17 protein-coding genes are annotated in these 21,240 nt (G+C 61.2%); 8 read left to right on the top strand and 9 right to left on the bottom strand.

All coding sequences use genetic code 11. From position 1 onward, the window contains the following. Window position 1 precedes the first annotated feature (1 nt). On the top strand, window positions 2-685 hold the full coding sequence (locus RHIBR816_RS0128200) for an HAD family hydrolase (protein ID WP_018239932.1): 684 nt from the start codon (window positions 2-4) through the stop codon (window positions 683-685). A 173-nt stretch (window positions 686-858) separates the two neighbouring features. On the opposite strand, the gene RHIBR816_RS0128205 is transcribed toward RHIBR816_RS0128200, so the two are convergent. After that, window positions 859-2,751 (bottom strand): murein L,D-transpeptidase, encoded by a 1,893-nt coding sequence (locus tag RHIBR816_RS0128205; RefSeq protein ID WP_026187520.1) that lies wholly within the window; start codon window positions 2,749-2,751, stop codon window positions 859-861. Window positions 2,752-3,217: 466 nt separating this feature from the next. Between RHIBR816_RS0128205 and fumC the strand changes: the two genes are divergently transcribed. Both fumC and RHIBR816_RS0128220 read left to right on the top strand, forming a co-directional pair. Beyond that, window positions 3,218-4,609 carry a class II fumarate hydratase gene (gene fumC / locus RHIBR816_RS0128210; protein ID WP_026187521.1) on the top strand — a complete coding sequence of 464 codons (1,392 nt, stop codon included), beginning with the start codon at window positions 3,218-3,220 and terminating at the stop codon, window positions 4,607-4,609. 211 nt (window positions 4,610-4,820) lie between these two features. Beyond that, the gene (locus RHIBR816_RS0128220; protein ID WP_018239936.1) at window positions 4,821-5,891 is read left to right on the top strand and encodes a GGDEF domain-containing protein; all 1,071 of its coding nucleotides are present in this window, start codon (window positions 4,821-4,823) and stop codon (window positions 5,889-5,891) included. Between the two features lie 49 nt (window positions 5,892-5,940). Here the strand turns inward: RHIBR816_RS0128220 and RHIBR816_RS0128225 are convergent, their stop codons facing one another. Together RHIBR816_RS0128225 and RHIBR816_RS34640 are read right to left on the bottom strand one after the other, a co-directional pair. Next, the gene (locus RHIBR816_RS0128225; protein ID WP_018239937.1) at window positions 5,941-6,549 is read right to left on the bottom strand and encodes a pyridoxamine 5'-phosphate oxidase family protein; all 609 of its coding nucleotides are present in this window, start codon (window positions 6,547-6,549) and stop codon (window positions 5,941-5,943) included. Between the two features lie 91 nt (window positions 6,550-6,640). Then, window positions 6,641-7,558, bottom strand: coding sequence for an alpha/beta fold hydrolase (locus tag RHIBR816_RS34640; protein ID WP_018239938.1), 918 nt, complete (start codon window positions 7,556-7,558; stop codon window positions 6,641-6,643). A 47-nt stretch (window positions 7,559-7,605) separates the two neighbouring features. Here RHIBR816_RS34640 and RHIBR816_RS0128235 point away from each other — a divergent pair, with 47 nt between their 5' ends. After that, window positions 7,606-8,109, top strand: a complete 504-nt coding sequence (locus tag RHIBR816_RS0128235) for a MarR family winged helix-turn-helix transcriptional regulator (protein ID WP_026187522.1) — start codon at window positions 7,606-7,608, stop codon at window positions 8,107-8,109. Here RHIBR816_RS0128235 and RHIBR816_RS0128240 read toward each other — a convergent pair whose 3' ends face one another. After that, window positions 8,110-8,484, bottom strand: coding sequence for a gamma-butyrobetaine hydroxylase-like domain-containing protein (locus RHIBR816_RS0128240; protein WP_018239940.1), 375 nt, complete (start codon window positions 8,482-8,484; stop codon window positions 8,110-8,112). It lies immediately after the preceding gene. Between the two features lie 159 nt (window positions 8,485-8,643). On the opposite strand from RHIBR816_RS0128240, the gene moaA reads away from it, so the two are divergent. Beyond that, window positions 8,644-9,693: a GTP 3',8-cyclase MoaA gene (gene moaA, locus RHIBR816_RS0128245; RefSeq protein WP_026187523.1), complete on the top strand. Its 1,050-nt coding sequence runs from the start codon at window positions 8,644-8,646 to the stop codon at window positions 9,691-9,693. A 173-nt stretch (window positions 9,694-9,866) separates the two neighbouring features. Further along, a complete protein-coding gene (locus tag RHIBR816_RS37670) occupies window positions 9,867-10,004 on the top strand; it encodes a hypothetical protein (protein WP_018239942.1) in 138 nt (45 codons plus the stop codon). Here RHIBR816_RS37670 and RHIBR816_RS0128255 read toward each other — a convergent pair. The 4 genes from RHIBR816_RS0128255 to RHIBR816_RS0128270 form a co-directional block, all read right to left on the bottom strand. Continuing rightward, the gene (locus RHIBR816_RS0128255) at window positions 10,001-10,813 is read right to left on the bottom strand and encodes an oxidoreductase (RefSeq protein WP_018239943.1); all 813 of its coding nucleotides are present in this window, start codon (window positions 10,811-10,813) and stop codon (window positions 10,001-10,003) included. The genes RHIBR816_RS37670 and RHIBR816_RS0128255 overlap by 4 nt on opposite strands. Window positions 10,814-11,171: 358 nt before the next feature. Beyond that, window positions 11,172-11,879 carry a TetR/AcrR family transcriptional regulator gene (locus RHIBR816_RS0128260; protein WP_245262670.1) on the bottom strand — a complete coding sequence of 236 codons (708 nt, stop codon included), beginning with the start codon at window positions 11,877-11,879 and terminating at the stop codon, window positions 11,172-11,174. Window positions 11,880-11,920: 41 nt separating this feature from the next. Continuing rightward, window positions 11,921-15,034 (bottom strand): efflux RND transporter permease subunit, encoded by a 3,114-nt coding sequence (locus RHIBR816_RS0128265; RefSeq protein WP_018239945.1) that lies wholly within the window; start codon window positions 15,032-15,034, stop codon window positions 11,921-11,923. Continuing rightward, complete coding sequence (locus RHIBR816_RS0128270) at window positions 15,034-16,146, bottom strand: efflux RND transporter periplasmic adaptor subunit (protein WP_026187525.1); 1,113 nt, start codon at window positions 16,144-16,146, stop codon at window positions 15,034-15,036. The genes RHIBR816_RS0128265 and RHIBR816_RS0128270 overlap by 1 nt, the downstream gene beginning before the upstream one ends. 96 nt (window positions 16,147-16,242) lie before the next feature. Here RHIBR816_RS0128270 and RHIBR816_RS0128275 point away from each other — a divergent pair, with 96 nt between their 5' ends. Next, complete coding sequence (locus RHIBR816_RS0128275; RefSeq protein ID WP_018239947.1) at window positions 16,243-16,833, top strand: TetR/AcrR family transcriptional regulator; 591 nt, start codon at window positions 16,243-16,245, stop codon at window positions 16,831-16,833. 77 nt (window positions 16,834-16,910) lie between these two features. Then, the gene (fabF, locus tag RHIBR816_RS0128280) at window positions 16,911-18,179 is read left to right on the top strand and encodes a beta-ketoacyl-ACP synthase II (RefSeq protein ID WP_026187526.1); all 1,269 of its coding nucleotides are present in this window, start codon (window positions 16,911-16,913) and stop codon (window positions 18,177-18,179) included. 111 nt (window positions 18,180-18,290) lie between these two features. On the opposite strand, the gene RHIBR816_RS0128285 is transcribed toward fabF, so the two are convergent. After that, window positions 18,291-20,840: a methyl-accepting chemotaxis protein gene (locus tag RHIBR816_RS0128285; RefSeq protein WP_018239949.1), complete on the bottom strand. Its 2,550-nt coding sequence runs from the start codon at window positions 20,838-20,840 to the stop codon at window positions 18,291-18,293. Window positions 20,841-21,240: the final 400 nt, after the last annotated feature.

Consider the following 21,240-nt stretch of genomic DNA (forward strand, 5'->3'; position numbering starts at 1 on the left):
AGTGTCTCAGCCCCTTGTCGTCTTCGATCTCGACGGTACCCTCGTCGACACCGCGCCCGACCTCGTCGCCAGCCTCAACCATGCGGTCACCCAGGCTGGTATCGAGCCCGTCACCTATGCCGACCTCACCCACCTCGTGGGCCACGGCGCCCGCGCCATGATCGAGCGAACCTTCGCGCTGCGCGGCAAGGCGCTGAGCGAGGAGGAACTGACCTGGCAGATGAAGGCGTTCGTGGACTTCTACCACGGCTCGATGCCGGGTGGATCGTTGCCCTATCCCGGGCTGGTCTCGGCGCTCGACCGCCTGCAGGACGCCGGCCTGCGACTCGCCGTCTGCACCAACAAGCCTGAAATGCTGGCGAAGCGCCTCCTCGACGGGCTCGGTCTCATCGATCGCTTTGCGGCCATTTCCGGCGGCGACACGTTTTCCGTCCGCAAACCGAATGCCGAGCACCTCCTCTCGACGGTTGCCAATGCTGGCGCCGTGGCGGAACACGCGGTGATGGTCGGCGACAGCCTCAACGACATACTGGTCGCCCGCAACGCCTCCGTTCCATCGATCGCCGTACCGTTCGGCTACTCCGATGTGCCGATCGAGAGCCTCTCGCCCGATCGGATCATCCAGCATTTCGATGAATTGACCCCGGAGCTCGTCAGGACGGTTCTCAAGCGGGAAAAGAAGTAAAGCACCCGCATCTGCTTGCTCGAGATGCCTAACGGCTTCGAAGCGGCCGCGTCGCAGTGGCTGCTTCCTGGAGAGGTTCTCGGCTGCATGCTTTGCCCGCGTGACACAAAGCGCAAAGGCCCCACCATTCGCAGGGCCTTCCATCTCACTGGACTTACGCCTCGGGCGCTTCGTCAGCCCTCGGCTTGCTGCCGCGCCTTCCGGGTCGCCTCCAACGCGCGGTTCATGTACATGTCGCGCTCGTAGACGTCGTTGAAATACTCCACCTTGCCGTCCTTGTTCGGCCAGGCCGTGAAGTAGGAAACATAGACCGGCACCTTCTGCGGCACCGGCAGCGCCCTGTTGTGCCCCTGGGCGATCTCCTTGCCGACCTCGTCCATGCTGATGCCGAGGACGGCCGCCGCCATGCGTCGCGGCTCGGCGAGACGGACGCATCCGTGGCTGAGCGCCCGCTGGTCGCGCTTGAAGAAGCTCTTCGACGGCGTGTCGTGCATGTAGATCGCATGCGAATTCGGGAAGAGAATTTTCAGCTCTCCTAGCGCATTGTCGCTGCTCGGCGGCTGGCGCACGGCGATCGAGTTCGTAGATCCGTACCAATCTACCGCATAAGACGGCACGACCCGGCCGCCGACCTCGACCTGGTATCCCATGCGGTCGAGATAGCTTGGATCGCTGCGCAGCTTCGGCAGCATCTCGTTGACGATGATCGACTGGGGCACGCCCCAATAGGGATTGACCTCGACGGTCTGGATCTCGTCGTGGAAGAAATAGGTCTGGTTCGCCTTCGACCCGACCACCACCCGCATGGAGAACTGCTCCGCGCCCTGGTCGGTATAGTAGGCCATGAAGGCAGGCTGGTTGATGAAGACGTAGCGATTGCCGAGATCGTTCGGCAGCCAGCGGGCCTGCTCCATCGCGATCTCGATCTTGCTGATCTTGCTGGCGGTCGTGTCGCCGCCGGTCAATACGCGGATCGAGGCCTGGCCGACGACCCCATCTGCCTTCAGCCCGTGCTCCTTCTGGAAGGCTTCGACAAGAGAAACCAGTTCGGGCGTGTACTCGGGTGTCCCCTGATAGCCGGCCAACACGACGGCGTGCTCGGTTTTCAGCGCCTCGGAGGCTTTCAGCTTTATCCCGGCAACGATATTGGCAAGCTCCGGATTGTTGTCGCCTGGCTTCAATAGCGTTCCCGGCGCGATTTCGACGCGCGGTGCGGCGTCCGTTTCGGCTCGAAGCCTTTCGAGCTCCTGCTTGAGCGCGAGGAACTGCGGGCTCTTCGGGTTCCGCTCTTCGATCAGCGCTGCGGCATCGGCACTTGTCGCAGCTTTGTCGAGGAAGGAGACAAGGTCGACGCTCTTGCGCTTGAAGTCGTGGTAGCCGGAGATCTTGTTCGGGTCGATGCGCCCCCGCACCGTGTCCTGAACATAGGTGAGGACCGCGGCGGACATGGCGATCTCGAAGCGGACAAGGTCCTTTTCCCGCGCGACCATGTCGGCGCGATCGAAGGTGTCGGCCGGAACGGCGACTGCGTAATCCTTCGGGTCGAGCCCGACCTTTGCGGCATCGCCAAGAACGGCGAGCGCAGATTTGGCCTTTGCATTGACGCCATTGCCATCGATCCAGACGAAATCGCTCCGGCCAGCGTAAAACGCCTCGACCGCCTTCGCGACATCGGCCGGCGCCAGCACATCGACTTGCGGCAGGAACTGGCGGGCATCCGAAAGGGGAATGCGCAGCATCGGCGGAAAGCCGTAACTGCGAACCGAACCCGTAACGACGGGATCAAGCAGCCGATCGGTGGCGATCTTGCGCAGCTGTTCGGGCTTGTACGTGTAGTAGCGCGGACTGGAAACGCGTGGCGGCTTTACCGCGGATCTGTCTTCAAGGCGCTGCGGCGCCATCATGTCGTAGCCGGGCTGGGCCGGGTAAGCTTGCTCCGGCGTGCGCTTCCTGCCGCCGCGGATGAAATCCATCAGCGTAAGTGCTGAGGCCGGCCGCACATCTATGGTTGCAATCGCACAGCCGCCCATCAGCGCCACAATCGCTACCGATTTGATAATTTTCATAAGAATAAACGTCCCCGTATCGCGTTACCGCCGAATTCGGCCGCTGCCAGATTCTCGCCACGCCCTCGTGCCCGAAGACTTATAGAAAAGGATGGTGAATGAAAAGGAAACGACCGCAATCGGAATCCGATCATCTGCCCTGAAACCGCTCGCCTTCACGCCAGGCTGAGCTCTGCAAGCCTCTGATTTGCATCTATTTTGCACCAACTGATTGCGCGACGGTGTTTCCTGAGGCGCCACAAAGGAAGTCGCCAGTCTGTGACAGAAAGGTCACGCTTCCGTTCACCGCTCAGAATTGCCGCATCGCAGCAATATTCAAACGATTGTAGCTCTGCGCGGGCCCCTGCAGCCCTTTACAAGCCGGCATTGCCGGGGCAGAGAGATGCCCGGCACCGGGGAGGACAACCGGCGACACCGGCATCTTCGCCTCGGCTTGATGAAGCGCATCACGAAGGCAGGTATCACGATGACATCGACGCGCACGGAAACAGATACGTTCGGCCCCATCGAAGTGGCGAACGACCGCTACTGGGGTGCCCAGGCCCAACGCTCGCTCGGCAACTTCAAGATCGGCTGGGAAAAGCAGCCGCTGGCGATCGTCCGGGCGCTCGGCATCGTCAAGCAGGCAGCCGCCCGCGCCAATATGGCGCTCGACCGCCTTGATCCGAAGATCGGCGACGCCATCGTCAACGCGGCGCAGGAAGTGATCGACGGCAAGCTCAACGACCACTTCCCGCTTGTCGTCTGGCAGACCGGCTCTGGCACGCAGTCGAACATGAATGCCAACGAGGTCATTTCCAATCGTGCGATCGAGCTGCTCGGCGGCGTCATGGGATCGAAGAAGCCCGTGCATCCGAACGACCACGTCAACATGAGCCAGTCATCGAACGACACGTTCCCCACGGCCATGCACATCGCCTGCGCCGAGCGGGTGATCCACGATCTGCTACCCGCGCTCAAGCATCTGCACAAGGCGCTTGAAGAGAAGGTCAAGGCTTTCGACCACATCATCAAGATCGGCCGCACCCACACGCAGGATGCGACGCCGTTGACGCTCGGCCAGGAGTTCTCCGGCTATGCGGCTCAGGTCGCCTCGTCGATCAAGCGCATCGAGATGACCCTGCCCGGCCTCTGCGAACTCGCCCAGGGCGGCACCGCCGTCGGCACCGGCCTCAATGCTCCCGTCGGCTTCGCCGAGAAAGTGGCGGAGGAAATCGCCGCAATCACCGGCATCGCATTCACCTCGGCGCCGAACAAGTTCGAGGCCCTCGCCGCGCATGATTCCATGGTGTTCAGCCACGGCGCGATCAACGCGACGGCCGCCGCCCTCTTCAAGATCGCCAACGATATCCGTTTCCTCGGCTCGGGCCCCCGTTCCGGCCTCGGCGAATTGTCACTGCCGGAGAACGAACCGGGCTCCTCGATCATGCCCGGCAAGGTCAACCCGACCCAGTGCGAAGCGCTGACCCAGGTCTGCGCCCAGGTGTTCGGCAACCACGCCTCCCTCACCTTCGCCGGCAGCCAGGGCCACTTCGAGCTCAACGTCTTCAACCCGCTGATGGCCTACAACTTCCTCCAGTCGGTCCAGCTTCTCGCCGATGCGGCGGTTTCCTTTACCGACAATTGCGTCGTCGGCATCGAGGCACGCGAAGACAACATCAAGGCGGCGCTCGACCGCTCGCTGATGCTCGTCACGGCGCTGGCGCCGAAGATCGGCTACGACAATGCCGCCAAGATCGCCAAGACCGCGCACAAGAACGGCACGACCTTGCGCGAAGAGGCCGTGGGCGGCGGCTATGTGACGAACGAGGAGTTCGACGCGGTCGTACGCCCGGAGACAATGATCAGCCCCGCCTGATCGATCCGAGGCCGCGGCCCTGCGGGCGCCGCGGCCTCTCCTTGCCGACCTGCGCTTTCGCTGAGGTCCACACCAGCACCGACATGGCCTCTCTGCGCGAATATTCATTCGAATTGCATCGATGCGCCCAAGCAATCGTTAAGACTTCACAAAGCTTTTGCCCCTAAAAAATAGCAGACATTAGAGACAATTAATTTAAAAGGCTTGGCATATGCAGACGGCAACTTCGAACAAGACGCCGACGCCCGATATCGCTGCGCAAATTACCCATGCGATGCGTATGATGGGCGTTGCGCCGATACCGCGCAATTACGAGCTTTATTACGAGGCCTATCTTGGCTCGAACCCGCAACTGTCGAAGGAACTCGCGGCGCTCGGGAGCCGCGCGACCCAGGAAGAACTAGACGCCATCGGCGCGCGCTATTTCAGCCATATCCACCATTCGCGCGGGATCGAGCGCGCCCACAGCACGCTGGCGGCAAAGCTGGCCGAACTCGTCACCCTCATGCGGGACGAACAATACGCGCTCGAGAGCTACAACAAGGTCCTCGACGAAGCCTACCTGAACATCACCAACAAGAGCGCGGCGAGCGCCGACCTTCTCCGCCACGCGATCGACATCCTGTGCGAGGCGACTGCCGACACGATGAACCAGGGCAAGGAGCGCGTGCAGACGGTCGTTCAGAAATCCGTCGAGATGGAAGCGATCCGCCAGGAACTCGACGAATACAAGCGCATTGCCAACACCGATTCCCTGACGCGCCTCAGCAATCGCCGTGCCTTCGACGAGACGCTCGCTGCGGTCTACAACAATGAGCAATTGCGCAACTATACCGGCCTGCTCGTCGTTGACATCGACCATTTCAAGAAGGTCAATGACACATTCGGCCATCCGGTCGGGGACAAGATCCTCTCGACCGTCGGAACCGTCATTCGCGCCAATCTCCGGCGGGATGCCTTCGTCGCCCGCACCGGCGGCGAGGAGTTTGCCGTCGTGCTGAGCGACAGCACCCAGGAGGAATGCCTGCAGGCCGCCGACCGCATCCGCAGCGTTCTGGCGAGCACGCCGTTCAAGAACTCCAAGACGGGGGTCAACTACGGCCCGATCACCCTCTCCGTTGGTGTGTGCATGGCAACGGCGGCGGACGATCCGCTCGATCTCTATCACAAGGCCGATATCGCGCTTTATGCAGCGAAGAATTCCGGGCGCAACAGGACGATCCTCTTCGAGGACGGCATGCGGAAGGACTCGGGGCGGAACTGGCTGATCTACCGGCGCTAAATCAATTCATCGTTTCATTGAAACGTCATCGTCTGTGCCAAATCGGTTGCTACCACATCGTTTTTGCTGCGCGGCCGGGCCATTCCCGGTCATAGGCATCCTTGTCGAAATCGGCTTTGGCCGCCTTCAAGAGCGCCCCGGGGGACGGCAGCGACGCCGGTTCGGCAAAACGCTCCGGGTTCCAGAGCTGCGAGCGCAACAAGGCCCTGGCGCACTGGAAATAGACCTCGTTGATCGTGATGACGACAACGGTGCGTGGATGCTTGCCGTCGACCTCGAAGGAGCCGATCAAAGCGGGATCGGCACTGACGACCGCCGTCCCGTTGATGCGCATCGTCGTATTCGATCCGGGAACGAGGAACAGCAGCGCCACGCGCGGATCGCGGATGATATTGGCGAGCGAGTCGATGCGGTTGTTGCCCCGCCAATCGGGTAGCAGCACGGTCTTGTCATCGGCGACCCGGACGACCGAGAGATCGTCGCCGCGCGGTGAGCAATCCAGCCCCTCCGGTCCGACGGTCGCCAAAGCCGCGAAGGGCGAGGCCTCGATCATCCGACGGTATTCGACCGTCAGCGCGTCCGTAACCTTGACGATCGACGTTTCGCCCGCTTGGCCGTAGAGTGCCTTCAGTTCCTCGATCGTGCCGATGATCGCCATTTCATCCTCCGACCCGCGATCCGCTCATATTGCGATGCGCAATTCCCGCAAGCTCGATTTGGAGGAATAGCATGACGCCCCGATGACGGCATCATGCGATCTTCCTGAGCGAAGCCCTTTCTTCGGCTTCACCAAGGAAGGAGACGACCTTCTCGATGACCGCAGGCGCGGAAATGATGCGCCGGTGGCCGAGGCCGTTCGCCCAATGGAGTTCCACGTTCGACCCGATCGCACCATATCGGCGTGCATGATCGGCGGAGACCTCCTTGTCGTCCTCCGCATGGACGACGAGGACTGGCTTTCGCAGCGCGCCCAGAAGGCGCGCTGCGTCAAAGCCATCGATACGACGGCCGGACAAGCGCTCGACCATGCCTTCGAAAGCCGCCTGAGCAGCCGGCACAAGACGCATGATCTTGCCGAAACCTTTGAAGAGCCAGGCCATTTCACTCGGCGCGCCAATGAGCACCAGCTTGGCTGGTACGCGTGCAGGCAGATCGCAAAGCACGCCTCCGGCCGCGCAGGCCAGGCTGGCTCCACCGAAGGAATGGCCAATGCCGGCATCGAAACCGTCGAAGTGGCGCCAGGCGGCATCGATTGACCTCACCGCCTGCGGCATGGTGAGCGATCGACCCGGCGAGGCGCCATGCCCCGGCCAGTCGAGCGCCACGACTTCGGCGCCGGACGCAAGCAGCCCATCGATCATTGTCGCGAGATAATCGCTCCGCGATCCCCATCCATGTGCGAGCAGAACCCGCGGTCCGCTTGCGCCAGCGCGTGGTGGAAAATGCCGGGCGACGACCCACCCGCCGGCAAAGGAAAGGGTGACTTTGCGCGATTGCGCGATGATCGGGGTCGCTGAACGGAGAACCGCCTTCTCCTTGCCATTCTTCGGCTTGCGGCTTGGTGTGCGGCAGAATATCTGAAAAGCCATTCTGCCGGCGGCCTCGGGAGAGACCGTGGATACGGCTTTGAGCGAGAGACGGATGACCTTGGTCGCAAAGGATGCCATAGTGAAACTTGCCTTAAATGTTCAAGCATGAACATAATTGTACAACGATGAACAAAAATCAAGCGTCCCCCAAAGATCACCATTTCCCCTGGGAGCATCCGCGTTTTAGAAGCTGGATCGCCGTCGCACGCGCCTGCCAGCTGATGCAACAAACGTTGACGCGCCGGATGGCCCATTTGGACATCAAGCCGCCGCACCTGGATATCGTGATCAACCTCTACCGTTTTGACGGAATCACCCAACAGGAGCTTGCCCGCAAGTTGCTCGTCGGCCGCTCCAATATGAGCATGCTGCTGCCGCAGCTCGAAAAGCGCGGCCTGATCGAGCGCCGTGGCGATGCCAAGGACAAGCGGGTGCTGCGGCTGTCACTGACCGCGGCTGGCCGGGCACTCACCGAAGAAGCGATGGAAATCCAGACGGCGCTGATCGAAAGCTCCCACGCCGGCTCTCCGATCGAGGATTGCATGAAGGTCGCGGAATCGATGGAGCGGATCATCTCGACCTTGCTCAAGGAGGACGTCGAACTTCCCGATCGCGAAAGCCAAGGCTGATCAGCGCGGCTTCTCGGACTTGTCGCGCGACATGCCTTTGTCGGCAAGCTCCTGCTCATAGGCACCGAAGAGCTCGCCGCCCTTCTCGCCGAGTTCGCGCAGATAGGTCCAGGTGTAGATGCCTGTGTCGTGGAAATCGTCGAAGCCGATGCGGACCGCATAATTGCCCGTCGGCTGCACCGAGATGATCTGCACATTGCGCTTGCCCGGCACGGTCACCCGCTGGCCCGGTCCATGGCCCTGCACTTCCGCCGATGGAGAAAGCACGCGCAACAGTTCCGCCGAAAGATCGAAGGAAGCGCCATCGTCGAAGGTCACGGTCAGCCGGTGGCGATCCTTCGACACGCGCAGTTCGGTCGGCCAGAATTCACTCATCGTCGTCGCTCCGTTTCTCGTCACCGCTGAGTAAAGCAGAATTGACCCGGCGAAAATCTCCCGAGGGAGTCTTTCCCGATATTTGAAACAGTTTGCGACAGTATGCGCCTTGACGCGACCTCTTTCGGTCACGACATTGGGAGCGCAGGGAGAACAGACTTGAACACGGCTGCAATAGACCAGACCAGCGCACGACCGCTCGACAGAATGACCGCGCCGATGATCGACCCCTTCGGTCGCATGGTCACCTATTTGCGCGTCTCGGTCACCGACCGTTGCGATTTCCGCTGCACCTATTGCATGGCGGAGCACATGACCTTCCTGCCGAAGAAGGATCTTCTGACGCTGGAAGAGCTGCAGCGGCTCTGTTCCGCCTTCATTGCCAAGGGGGTCCGCAAGCTGCGGCTGACCGGCGGCGAACCGCTGGTGCGCAAGAACATCATGTTCCTGGTGCGCGAACTCGGCAAGGAGATCGAAGCGGGCCGTCTCGACGAGCTCACCTTGACGACCAACGGCTCGCAGCTTGCGAAATACGCCGCGGAGCTGGCCGACTGCGGCGTGCGCCGCATCAACGTGTCGCTCGATACGCTCAATCCAGACAAGTTCCGCGAGATCACACGCTGGGGCGAATTGTCGAAGGTCATTGAGGGGATCGACGCGGCGCAGGCGGCCGGACTGAAGGTCAAGATCAATGCGGTGGCGCTCAAGGACTTCAACGATGCCGAAATCCCCGCGCTGATGCGCTGGGCGCATGGCCGCGGCATGGACCTGACATTGATCGAGACGATGCCGATGGGCGAGATCGACGAGGACCGCACCGATCACTACCTGCCGCTCTCGGAGATGCGCGAGCGGCTCGAGAGAGAATTCACGCTTAAGGATATCCCCTACCGTACCGGGGGCCCGGCCCGTTACGTCGAGGTGGTGGAAACCGGGGGCCGCCTAGGCCTCATCACGCCGATGACGCACAATTTCTGTGAGAGCTGCAACCGCGTCCGTCTCACTTGTACCGGCACGCTCTACATGTGCCTCGGCCAGAACGATGCCGCCGACCTGCGCGCCGCACTGCGCGCCACCGATGACGATACCTATCTCTCCCTGGTGATCGACAACGCGATCGGCCGCAAGCCGAAGGGCCATGATTTCATCATCGACCGCGAGCACAACCGCCCGGCCGTAGCCCGCCACATGAGCGTAACCGGCGGCTGACCGTTCGCCCCGTCCTTGAAAATATTGCCCCTCATCCGCCTGCCGGCACCTTCTCCCCGCTCGCGGGGCGAAGGGACTAGCCTGAATCTCTCAAAATAAGAGGTGCATCGGGCTCGCGATTCTGGGAAACTGCTTTTGCTACAAAGGCTTACCGGGTTCGTTGCGGAGGTCCGATGCAAACACACTGTATCTCCGCACAGCTCGAATTCGAAGGCTTCGACGGCCACAAAGTGGTCGCTGGTTTCGACGGCGGAGCGATCACCTCGGATGCGGATGCTCTGCTGCTTCGCCACGTCGGCGAGGAGGATTAAGTCTTACGGAAGCCGAACGTCTTTCGCAGACTCCCGTCGAACCCCCTTGCTGGCACAAACCTGCGCAGACGGCTGAGGAGAGTCGCTTGACCTCCAACGGGCTGACGCAATTTGTATGGGCTTTTCAGGGCGACGAGGATCTTTTCCGCAACCAGCGTCGGTGCTGGTGCCGATTTAATCTGAGCCAGAACAGTCTTTATTGTCGCGTCGGCCTGATCGGCGTAGACTCCTAAGGGCGCTTCCGTATTCGCAGCGTTCACATCGAGATTAGTCTTCGTGAACGTCGGTTCCATAAGGATAACCCGGACGTTGAAGTCTCGGATCTCATGGTCAAGAGATTCGGACATGCCCTCAAGAGCGTGCTTGCTGCTCGCATAGATGCCCATGAACGGGGCCGGGAGGAAGCCCAGAACGGAGCTGATGTTTATGATCAGCCCGCTGCGTGCACTCCGCATCGACGGCAGGACGGCGCGGATCATGCGAAGCGGGCCGAAGACGTTGACATCAAAAACCTTCGTTGCTTCAGCTATCGACGTGTTCTCAACGGGTCCTACCAGGGAGATCCCGGCATTGTTGATCAGCACGTCGATCTTTCCAGCCTCGGACAGGACCCAGTCCACAAAATTCGCAACCGATGCATCATCAGTTACATCCAGAGTCCCGAACTTTACGCCCGAAATCGATTTGGCCCGCCTGGGATCGCGCGCGCCGCCGAACACCCGGTAGCCGTTCTGCGCGAGGAGGCGGGCTGTGGCCTCGCCAATCCCTGAGGACGCCCCTGTTATCACTATTACTTTCTGTTCGGGCACAGCGGCCTCCTTTGTTCGATTTGCTTCGGTTTGACCGCTGGCGTCAGGCTGCTGACGTGGCGGTGGCATCGACTCGTATAGATGCCCATGAACATCTATCTTTCTTTTAGATGTCATTCGTAATATAAAAAATCAAGAGCTATCAAACGAGGAGGGTCAAAAATGTTGAGCATCCGCGCCAACAGCGCGCTGGTGGTGCGCAGACACTCCCATGGAGTGCCCCTCGTTCATGGAGCCACACGAAGCCGCAGCAAACCCTGGGCAAGTCGAGGGTAAACAAGCGTCAAATCAGCGAGGCTGACCCAGCAATGACCGACCCAAGCGAATCCCTGTCAGGCTCTGGCCCCCGAAGCACTCGTCATCCCGGCACCTGGGCTAGAGCCAACATTATGAACCGGGTCTGAGCTTCGAGTTCAGCCTTTACATCGTCACCACCGCCAATCCGTTGCTCTACAAGGCTTGGATGAACGAAAGATATGATCGCTGCCATGGCGCATCGGGCAGCATTGCCCGCATCATCGATCTTAAGTTCGCTGGCTTCGAAGCCCTCACGAATGGTCGCTTCGAATATTCTCGTCATTTCATCGAAGTACCACTTCGTGACCTCCCACTTGCCGTCGGTGGCGGCGACGAAAAGCTCGTGAGTGTGCCGTTCTTCCGTCAGTTGCAACTGAGTATATCGATGAAGAGCGGCAAACATCTCGGCAAGCTTGATGCCTGCCGGAGCGCTCTTTTGCGAGACCTCCCGCGCGACGTCGAGGGTCCGGTTGGCGATCCGAGCGCAGACACCCTGATCGATTGCAGCCCTCGTGGGAAAGAAGCGATAGACGTTCGCTCGGCTTACACCCAGGTCGGACGCTATGTCAGCAACTGTTGTCTTGCGATGACCGATACGGCGAATGTGTTCTTCCGCGACATCCAGGATCCGCTTGCGCCACCGCGCCAAAACCGCACCATCCGAATCTCCGGAATACACCCCGAGCGCTTGAGCGTCCGGCCTATGTCCACGGGATGCCCGGTCGGCGTCCCGGACCATCGATGTTGAGCCGCTGTCTTTTTCCTGCATGCCAGGGTCGGCCAGGCGAGTGCATAGACTGGACATGAGGGTCACTCCGCCGCCATCGCCAGTTTTAGCTTTGGAGCCTTCTCCTCCGACTGCTGATGCGACTTCCCCTTAGGCGGCTTGATCCGGAACCAAGTCGCGTAAAGCGCTGGCAGGAACAGCAGGATCATAACCGTTCCAACGGCGGTGCCGCCGATCAGCGTATAGGCCATCGATCCCCAGAAGACCGAATGCGTCAGCGGGATGAAGGCGAGCACGGCAGCCAACGCGGTCAGGATGACGGGTCTCGTTCTCTGCACGGTCGCCTCGATGACCGCATGGTAGTCATCCAGACCAGACGCCTGGTTTTCCTTGATCTGTTCCGTCAGGATCAGGGTATTGCGCATGAGGATGCCCGCCAAACCAATCAGCCCGAGGATAGCGTTGAAGCCGAAGGGCTGGTTGAAGATGAGCAAGACCGGAACCACGCCGGCGAGCCCGAGCGGCCCCGTCAGCATCACCATTGTCATGGTCGACAGGCTGCGAACCTGAAGGATGATGACGATCAGCATGGCGGCAATCATGGCCGGGAAAATCTGAAAGAGTGCCACGTTCGCTTTCAGCGACTCTTCGATGTTGCCACCCATTTCGATGCGGTAGCCCACAGGCAAAGAGGCAATCAGCGGCTGAAGCGCCTTCAGAACCTGTTGCGATACTTCCGGCGGCTGCGTCGCCTCATTGATGTCCGAGCGGATGGTGATGACCGGGGTACGGTCACGGCGCTTCATTATCGGCTCTTCGAAGCGGATTTCCGAGTGGCCGATCTGGTCGAGCGGGACCGGTCGGCCATTCCTGCTCATCAGCGAAAAGTCCGCCAGCCTCGAAGGATCGAGCCTGTTTTCGCCGGCGCTCCGCGCGACCACGGGGACGTTACGGATGTTTTCGCGCACCTGTGTGATCGGCACGCCGCTCAGCAGCAACTGCATCTGTTGGGCAGCCTCTGCCGGAGAAAGGCCAATAAGGTTGAGTCGGTCCTGATCGGGAACAAAGCGCAGTACAGGCGTGCGGTTACCCCAGTCCCGGTTCGCCTGGCGAACGTCGGGCACAGTCTTCATGAGAGCGAGGGCTTGTTCGGAGATCTTGTACAATTCGTCCGGATCCGGTCCCATGATGCGGAACTCGACCGGGAACGGCGTATAAGGGCCGAATACGAGCTGTGTTACCCGCACATAAGCTTCCGGAGCGAGCCCGCTGGCGATTGCCGCACGCAGGCGATGCTTCAAAGCTTCGCGCGCATGCGCATTGGGTGTCAGCACGACGATCTTGGCGAATGCCGGGTCGGGCAATTCGGGCGCCATGGCGAAGAAGAAGCGCGGTGCGCCCTGACCGACGTAGCTGGTCGCAATCTTCGTTTCGGTCTGCTCTTTCAGCCAGCCTTCCAGTTTTTCGACCGTTGCCGTCGTCGTCTCGATGCTGGTTCCTTCCGGCATGCGCACTTCCACCAGAACCTCGGGGCGATCCGACGTCGGAAAGAACTGCTGCTTTACGGATCCCATGCCGACGACTGAGACGGCCATGACGACGCCGACGAGACCGCAGGTCAGGAACTTGTGACGGACCGCGAACTCGATAAGCCCGCGAAGCCGCCGGTAGTTCGGAGTGTTGTATATGGCGTGGTGACCGCCCTCCACCGGCTTGATCGCAGGCAGCATCTTGACGCCGAGATAGGGTGTAAAAATCACGGCAACGATCCATGAGACGATCAGCGCGAAGCCGACGATCCAGAAGATATTGCCTGCATATTCACCGGCGGTGGATCTGGCAAAGCCAACCGGCATGAGCCCGATGATGGTGACAAGAGTTCCGGACAGCATCGGGGCTGCCGTATGGCTCCAGGCATAAGCGGCCGCCTTGATGCGGTCCATGCCTTCTTCCATCTTCACGACCATGACCTCGATGGCGATGATTGCATCGTCAACGAGCAGACCGAGTGCGAGGATCAAAGCGCCAAGTGTGATGCGGTCGAAGAATCGGCCGGTTTCTAGCATGATCAGGAAGACCACGCCGAGCGTCAGCGGAACGGCAAGTGCCACGACGATACCAACACGCCAGCCGAGGCTGACGAGGCTCACGAACAGGACGACGCCGAGTGCCATGGCGAACTTCAGCATGAACTCGCCGACGGCTTCCTGAATGTTCACCGCCTGGTCGCTCACCTTTGCAAGCGTGATGCCAAGCGGCAGACTTTCCGCAATTTTGGAAGATCGCTCTTCCAGCGCCTTGCCGAGTTCCAGCCCGTTCCAGCCCTGCTGCATCACAACCCCGAGCATGATGGCGGGCTCGCCGTTGTGGCGAATGACATAGGTGGCGGGATCCTGATATCCGCGGCGGACCTCGGCAAAATCCGACAGCTTGAGGATGCGGCCGGCGGCGACGATCGGCGTATCGGCAATCGACTCGACGCTGTCGTATGCGCCATCGAACCGAATGAAGACCTGGGGCCCTTGCGTATCGATCGATCCTGCGGGGGTCACGGTATTTCGCCGTTGCAGGGCAGAAGCGATGTCTTGCGCCGAGATCCCGAGAGTTGCCAGCTTGGAGTAGGAAAATTCTACGAAGATCTGTTCCGGCTGCTCACCGAGAATATTGATCTTCTTCACGCCCGGAACGTGAAGCATGTCCTGGCGTATCGTCTCGGCCTGACGCACCAGGTCGCGCATCGCCATGCCCTTTGCCTTCAAGGCATAAAGGGCGAAGCTGACGTCGGAATATTCGTCGTTGACAAAAGGACCAATGACGCCGGGGGGAAGATTTCGAGCTTCATCGCCGAGTTTCTTGCGCGCTTGGTAGAATTCCCCCTCGACTGCCGAAGCCGGAGTGTTGTCCTTGAGCGTGACCGTCAGGAAGGCGTAACCCGGCCGCGTGGTCGTTTCCACGCGGTCGTACCAGGTGAGTTCCTGGATCCGCTTTTCGAGCGGTTCGGCAACGAGATCCTGCATTTCGCGCGCGGTCGCGCCCGGCCAAACGGACGTCACGGTCAGCGTCTTGATGGTGAACGACGGGTCTTCGGCTCGGCCCAGCTGGACAAAAGCATAGGCGCCGGCGGCGGCCAGCAGAACCATGAAGAACAGGGTGACGGCTCGCTCACGAACCGCGAGCGCGGAGAGATTGAAGCTCATCAGTTTGCCGCCTCTGCTTTTTCCACGCCGGTGCGTACGCTTGCGCCATCCTGAAGCAGATGCGCTCCAAGAGCGACGATCGCCTCCCCGGCCGACAGGTTTGAGACTGTGGCCTTTTCCTCGCCGACCCGCTCGACCTTCACTTCCCGGAAATGAACGCTCGAACTCTGCTCATCCAAAACCCAGACACCCGTGCGTGCGCCGTCGTCCAAAAGCGCGCCAACCGGAACCTCGGCATGTGACTGTGCCGCTTCGTTCTGCAGGCTGATCGTGACCGTTGCTCCCAGGGGCGCGGACGCCGCAGAACCCTGCAATACCCAGCGCGTCTCATAGGTACGGGTTTGAGGATCGGCGGCATCGGAGATCTGCCTGAGTGCCGCCTTTTCCGCAGTGCTCCGGCCATAGATGGCGGCCTGCGCCACGGCACCAATTTCAGGCCTGAGATTTTCAGGCAGCCAAACGAGCGCTTCGCGAGGTCCCGATTTCGCCAGGCGGATGACCGGCTGGCCCGCCGCGACCACCTGCCCCGGCTCGCCCAACGTCTCAACGATCGTGCCATCGGCGTCCGCCACGAGAACCGCATAAGCCGCCTCGTTCTCTGCGACCTTCGCCTCTGCTTCCGCCGCAGCGAGTTGGGCAGTCGCGGTATCGAGCGCTGCCTTCGACTGTTCGTATCTCTGCGGAGAAGCTGCCAGGCCGTTCTTGACGAGGGCAGCATACCGCCGCTCGTCGGCCTGCACCTGGATGAATGTTGCCTTGGCCGCAGCAACGGCATTGCGCTTTGCTGAAAGAGCGAGACGCAGATCGGTGTCGTCAACCCGCATCAGCGGCTGCCCGGCTTTGACTTCTTCGCCAAGACCGACAAGCCGTTCGACGATCTTGCCGGGGACTCGAAAGCCGAGATCGCTTTGTACCCGGGCAGCAATGGTGCCGGTGAAGCTTCGGCTTGCTGCGTCTGGGGTCCTGACCTTCGTCACGCTGACGAGCGGAGCCAGACTGCGCGGATCCGCGGCTTCTGCTTCCTTTCTCGTCGGCGGGAGCAATAAAATCGCAGCAGCGACACCGACGAGGGCGGCCACTGCCACGGTTGAGAGGAGGACTTTTCGCTTCATGACACTGGCCTTCTTGACGGTGGCGGTATAATTCTTAGATTGCAGTCTAACTCTAAAAGCATTATAGATGTCAATAGAAATCTAAAGGAGACGATCATGAGGGTCAGTCGCGCCCAGGCCGAAGCGAACCGAGAGACGGTCATCAACGTCGCCAGCAGGCTCTTTCGTGAGCGCGGCTTCGATGGCATCGGTCTCAAGGACTTGATGAAAGGTGCCGGTCTCACCCAGGGCGGCTTCTATAAGCAGTTCGAATCCAAGGAGGATCTGGCAGCGCTTGCGGCGCGGCGAGCGATGGAAAGCGCCACGCGCAGATGGTCCTCGGTCGCTGCCTCGAGTCTGGATCCGCTCCAAGGGGTCATCGATCTTTATCTTTCGGCAGGACATCGCGGGGAAACCGGAGACGGCTGCCCGCTGGTGGCGCTTGGATCAGATGCGTCTCGCCAGAGCGTCGACGTCCGCAAGCCGTTTCAGGACGGAATCAAAGCCCACCTGCAGGTTCTCGAAGAACTAATGCTGGCCAGCGGTGACGATGATGATGCGCCCCGCAAGGCCATGGCGATGCTCGCGCTCATGGTCGGCGCGGTCACTCTGTCACGCATCGTGACGGACGAGAAGCTGGCAGACCGTCTGCTTGAAGCAGCAGCGGCTGAAGCAAAACGTGTCGCGGCCCCGGGGCCGGCCGAGTAACGGGCGGAAGGACAAGTCCTCAACCGGTTCAGCATCCGCAGTCCGCGAGTTCGCGGCTCTTTATTTCTGGAGTCATCATGCGTCGTGTCGTCGTAACAGGAATGGGAGCGGTCAGTCCGCTCGGTGCCAACGTCAGCAGCTCTTGGAGTCGCCTGTTGGCGGGCAAGTCCGGCATCCGTCGCCTTCCTGACGAGGTCGTCGGCGATCTGCCCGCCAAGGTTGGGGGTGTAGTCCCCGCCCTGGAAGAGGGTGTCGAAGCTGGCTTCGATCCTGATAGCGTCTTGCCGCCAAAAGATCAGCGCAAGGTCGACCGATTCATCCTCTTCGCGCTGGCGGCCGCAGACGAAGCCCTTGCGCAAGCCCGGTGGAAACCTGTTTCGGAAGAGGATCGCCTCAGAACGGCAACGATCATTGCGTCGGGGATTGGAGGATTTCCGGCGATCACGGACGCGGTTCGAACCGTGGACCAGAAAGGGCCGAGACGCCTTTCGCCCTTCACCATTCCATCGTTCCTGGTCAACCTCGCGGCCGGCCAGGTATCCATCCGCCATGGTCTCAAAGGGCCGCTCGGCGCTCCGGTGACAGCATGTGCGGCCGGCGTCCAGGCAATCGGCGACGCGGCCCGGATGATCCGGGCGAACGAGGCGGACATTGCCGTCTGCGGCGGCACGGAAGCATGTATCAACACCGTAAGCCTCGGGGGCTTCGCCGCCGCCCGGGCGCTTTCCAGCGGATTCAATGAAACCCCTGCCCTCGCCTCGCGGCCCTTCGACATGATGCGTGACGGCTTCGTAATGGGTGAAGGAGCGGGCGTCCTGGTGATCGAGTCTCTGAGCCACGCTCTGGCTCGTGGAGCGCAGCCGCTCGCGGAACTGGTAGGCTACGGAACAACGGCGGATGCCTATCACGTGACTTCCGGTCCTGAAGACGGATCCGGCGCGGCAAGGGCCATGCAAATTGCCATCAGGCAGGCGGGTATTTCCGCGCACGAGATCCAACATCTCAACGCTCACGCCACGTCGACCCCGCTCGGCGATCGAGGGGAAATCGAGGCGATCAAGACAGTGTTCGGTTCGACAGCAGGGATAGCGGTCAGTGGCACGAAGTCCGCGACCGGGCACCTCCTCGGCGCTGCAGGTGGGCTGGAAGCAATCTTCACGATCCTGGCACTCCGGGACCAGGTCGCACCGCCAACCTTGAACCTGAATGCCCCCGACCCCGCCGGCGACGGGATCGATTTCGTGGCGAACAAGTCCCAGCCGATGCAAATGAATTATGCAATCACAAACGGCTTTGGGTTCGGAGGCGTGAATGCCAGTGCCCTGTTCCGGCGTTGGACTGAATGACCCGCCTAACGAGCCGCGCCGCCCTGCTATTGTTGGGCGGCCGTGTGGGACACGTTCCCTCTCCCCGTCAAAACGGGGAGAGGGTTAAGGTGAGGGGCAAGCGCAAGCGGATCAAGCAGCGTAAGTCGATCTGGACGCTCTTGCGCTGCGGCCGCCGTAGCCGCCGGCCCCGGTCTTGAAACGCTCGATCTTCTCGTTGAGCACTTCCACTTGTCGGCGCAGGCCGTGGATCTCCGCCGTGTTCTCCTCAACCATCGCGGCGTTCTGCTGTGTGATCAGCTCGACCTCGTGAACCGCCGTATTGACCTCGTTGAGACCGGTATATTGCTCGGCGGCAGCCGCTTCGATATTGGCGACAAGCTGGTGAATGGTTCCGATATGGTCGTTGATGACCGCCAGGGCATCGCCGGTCTCCTGGACCAGCGCAACGCCGCTCCGCACCTGCGCGGAGCTCGCCGAGATGAGGCCCTTGATCTCCCGCGCCGCCCCGGCGCAGCGCTGCGCCAGTTCACGAACCTCCTGTGCCACCACGGCAAAGCCGCGGCCCGCCTCGCCGGCGCGCGCCGCCTCGACGCCCGCATTCAATGCCAGCAGGTTGGTCTGGAAGGCGATCTCGTCGATCACGCCAATGATCGTGCCGATCTTTTCCGACGATCGGTTGATTTCCGCCATCGCATCGATTGCCTTGGCGACGACCTGACCGGAATGCTGTGCGTAGGAGTTTGTCTCATCGACCGAAACGGTGGTCTTGCGAGCGCTCTCGGCGGTGGTGCGGACGATCTCGGTAAGCTGCCGCAGAGCGCGCGAGCTTTCCTCCAGCGCCGCCGCCTGCTGCTCGGTGCGGCGCGCCAGATCATCGGCCGACGCCGAGAGATTGCCTGTACCCCCGGTGATCTCTTCGGTGACGAGGCGGACATCCATCAGTGTCGCGCGCAGGGCGTCGACGGCATTGTTGTAGGTCCTCGCCATCATCACGTAGTCGGCCGGCAGATCTTCTGCCATGCCCTCTTCGAGGTTGCCGGCGGCGAGCTGCGAAAGGACGTCCGATAGCGCGTTGAGCGCTTGCATCTGCTCGGCCTCGATGCGGGCGCGTTCCGCGGATCGCCGCGCCTCCTCCTCAGCCGACAGGGTTCGGGCGGCCTGTGCTTCGCGTTCGAGCCGGACGTTTTCCAAGGCATTGTCGCGGAAGACGGCAACGGAACGCACCATGTCGCCGATCTCGTCACCGCGATTGCGGCCGTCGATCGCCACTTCCAGGTCGCCCTTGGCAAGGCGTGTCATGGTGTCGGTCACCCGCCTCAGCGGCCCGCGCAGCGTCTCGACGAGCATCAGCCCTCCGATAATCGCAAGCAGCGTGCCGGCGACCATCGCGACAATCGAGACTGTCGCAGAGCGCTGGCTGTCCTGCTTGCCCGCTTCCTGGGCGCTGCTGACGAAGCTCTCCAGCGTGCCACTCGCCTTGGCAACGAGGCTCGATGCCTCACCCTTCGCGGCCTGCCAGCGGGCGCCGACATCGATCAGCGCCGCGGTGCCTTTGTCGATATTGTCGAGCGACGGCCCGAGCTTGGCAGGCAGGTCACGCAACGCGGCGTTCTTGCCGCCGAGCCCGGACAGCTTGCCGGCCGTTTCGCGAACAGCCTTGATGTCGGCCACAATCGGCTCGCGGCTCGCCGCATCGAGATGGCGGTGCAGTTCGCTGATGTGCAGTCGGGTGCCGGCCAGCCCCTTGAACGTGTCGTCCATCAGGGCAATCAGCGTCTTCAATGTCGATATTTCTCCGTCCATACTGACGAAGCGCTTCGCCGCCGTATCGGAATTCTTCGCCGCCTCCTTGGCGAAATCGGCTTCGTATTTCGAGAACTTGCCGAGGATCGGCACGAGCGCGTTCTTCTTGGCTTCGTTGTCCTCAGCGCCGGCCAGAATCGCCTGAATCGCTTGGGCCTGGGCCTTGATCTCGCCGATCGGCTTCTTGACCTTCTCGGAGGCGATCCGCTCCGACTCGCCGATCTGCTTCATCAGGTGCGGCAAGAGCTTGTTTGCCTGCTCGATCTTCGCATCGGGATTGACGGCCATCGTCACCGGCAGACGGAATTTCTTGATGCGCTCGGCGAGGCCCTGATAGGCGGCCGCATCAAAGAGCAGCGCCTTTGCGAAGGCTTCCTTCTCGTGCGATTCCTCCTGGAGGATGTCGATCTGCTTATAGGCGCCGTTGCCGTTCTTGGTCATCTCGGCGAGCGCGGCTTCCAGCGATTTCGTCACAGTCTCGCGTTCGACCTGAACGGCCCAAAGTTTGTCCGCCTGGCTTCGCATCTGATCTCCGAGGGCGACCACCGAGGCGATCTGCGCCCTGTCCGCGTCACGGGTCAGCAGAGCTTCAAGCGCCCTCACACCGTCTTCCTGCTCATCGATCATCGTCGCAAGCAGGCCGCGGCTTTCCTCGCCCGGATTGTCCAGGAAACCCTGCAATGCACTGCGCAGCGCCTGGAAATCCGAGAGGTTGTTGATGGTTTCGCGTGTCACGGTCATGTGGCCGTTGAGCGTGCGGGCTGTAAAGAAGCCGACGAGGCCAATCCCGGCGATCAAGGCGACCAGCGGAACGACGAAAAGGAGCACTTTCGTGACGATGCGCAGCCGCTGCAAAAGGCGATCGATGACAGACATTGCGAACCCCGATTTTGTTATGGGAGTGACATGTCCGCGCGGTTGGGATGCTTGATGGAGACTAGCCTTTCCGGCGCTCGAACGCCGAGGCTAAGCTCCGGACTGCCGCATCAATACGGCAGCACAAGCATTAATGACTGCCGGCGGAAGCACCTTCTTGGCTTCGGCTGGCAGTTCAGGATCGACGACAGCGGTGTTTCCGGGCCGTCGCCCACCGATCGCGTCATGCGATTGGACTGCGGATTCATCGGGACGATAGGCAGCGAAGCTTAAGATTCCGCGAATGGATCGCAACCTCGCCGCGACAGGCGCCTCCTGGTGAGGACCGCAATGTGGTCTTGGTGCATCAACCAGATCCTCATGCGAACATATGCTTGAGTTTACGCGCATTGGAGGCCAA

Origin of the sequence: Ensifer sp. BR816 (genome assembly GCF_000378985.1) — a bacterium.
Classification (GTDB): domain Bacteria; phylum Pseudomonadota; class Alphaproteobacteria; order Rhizobiales; family Rhizobiaceae; genus Sinorhizobium.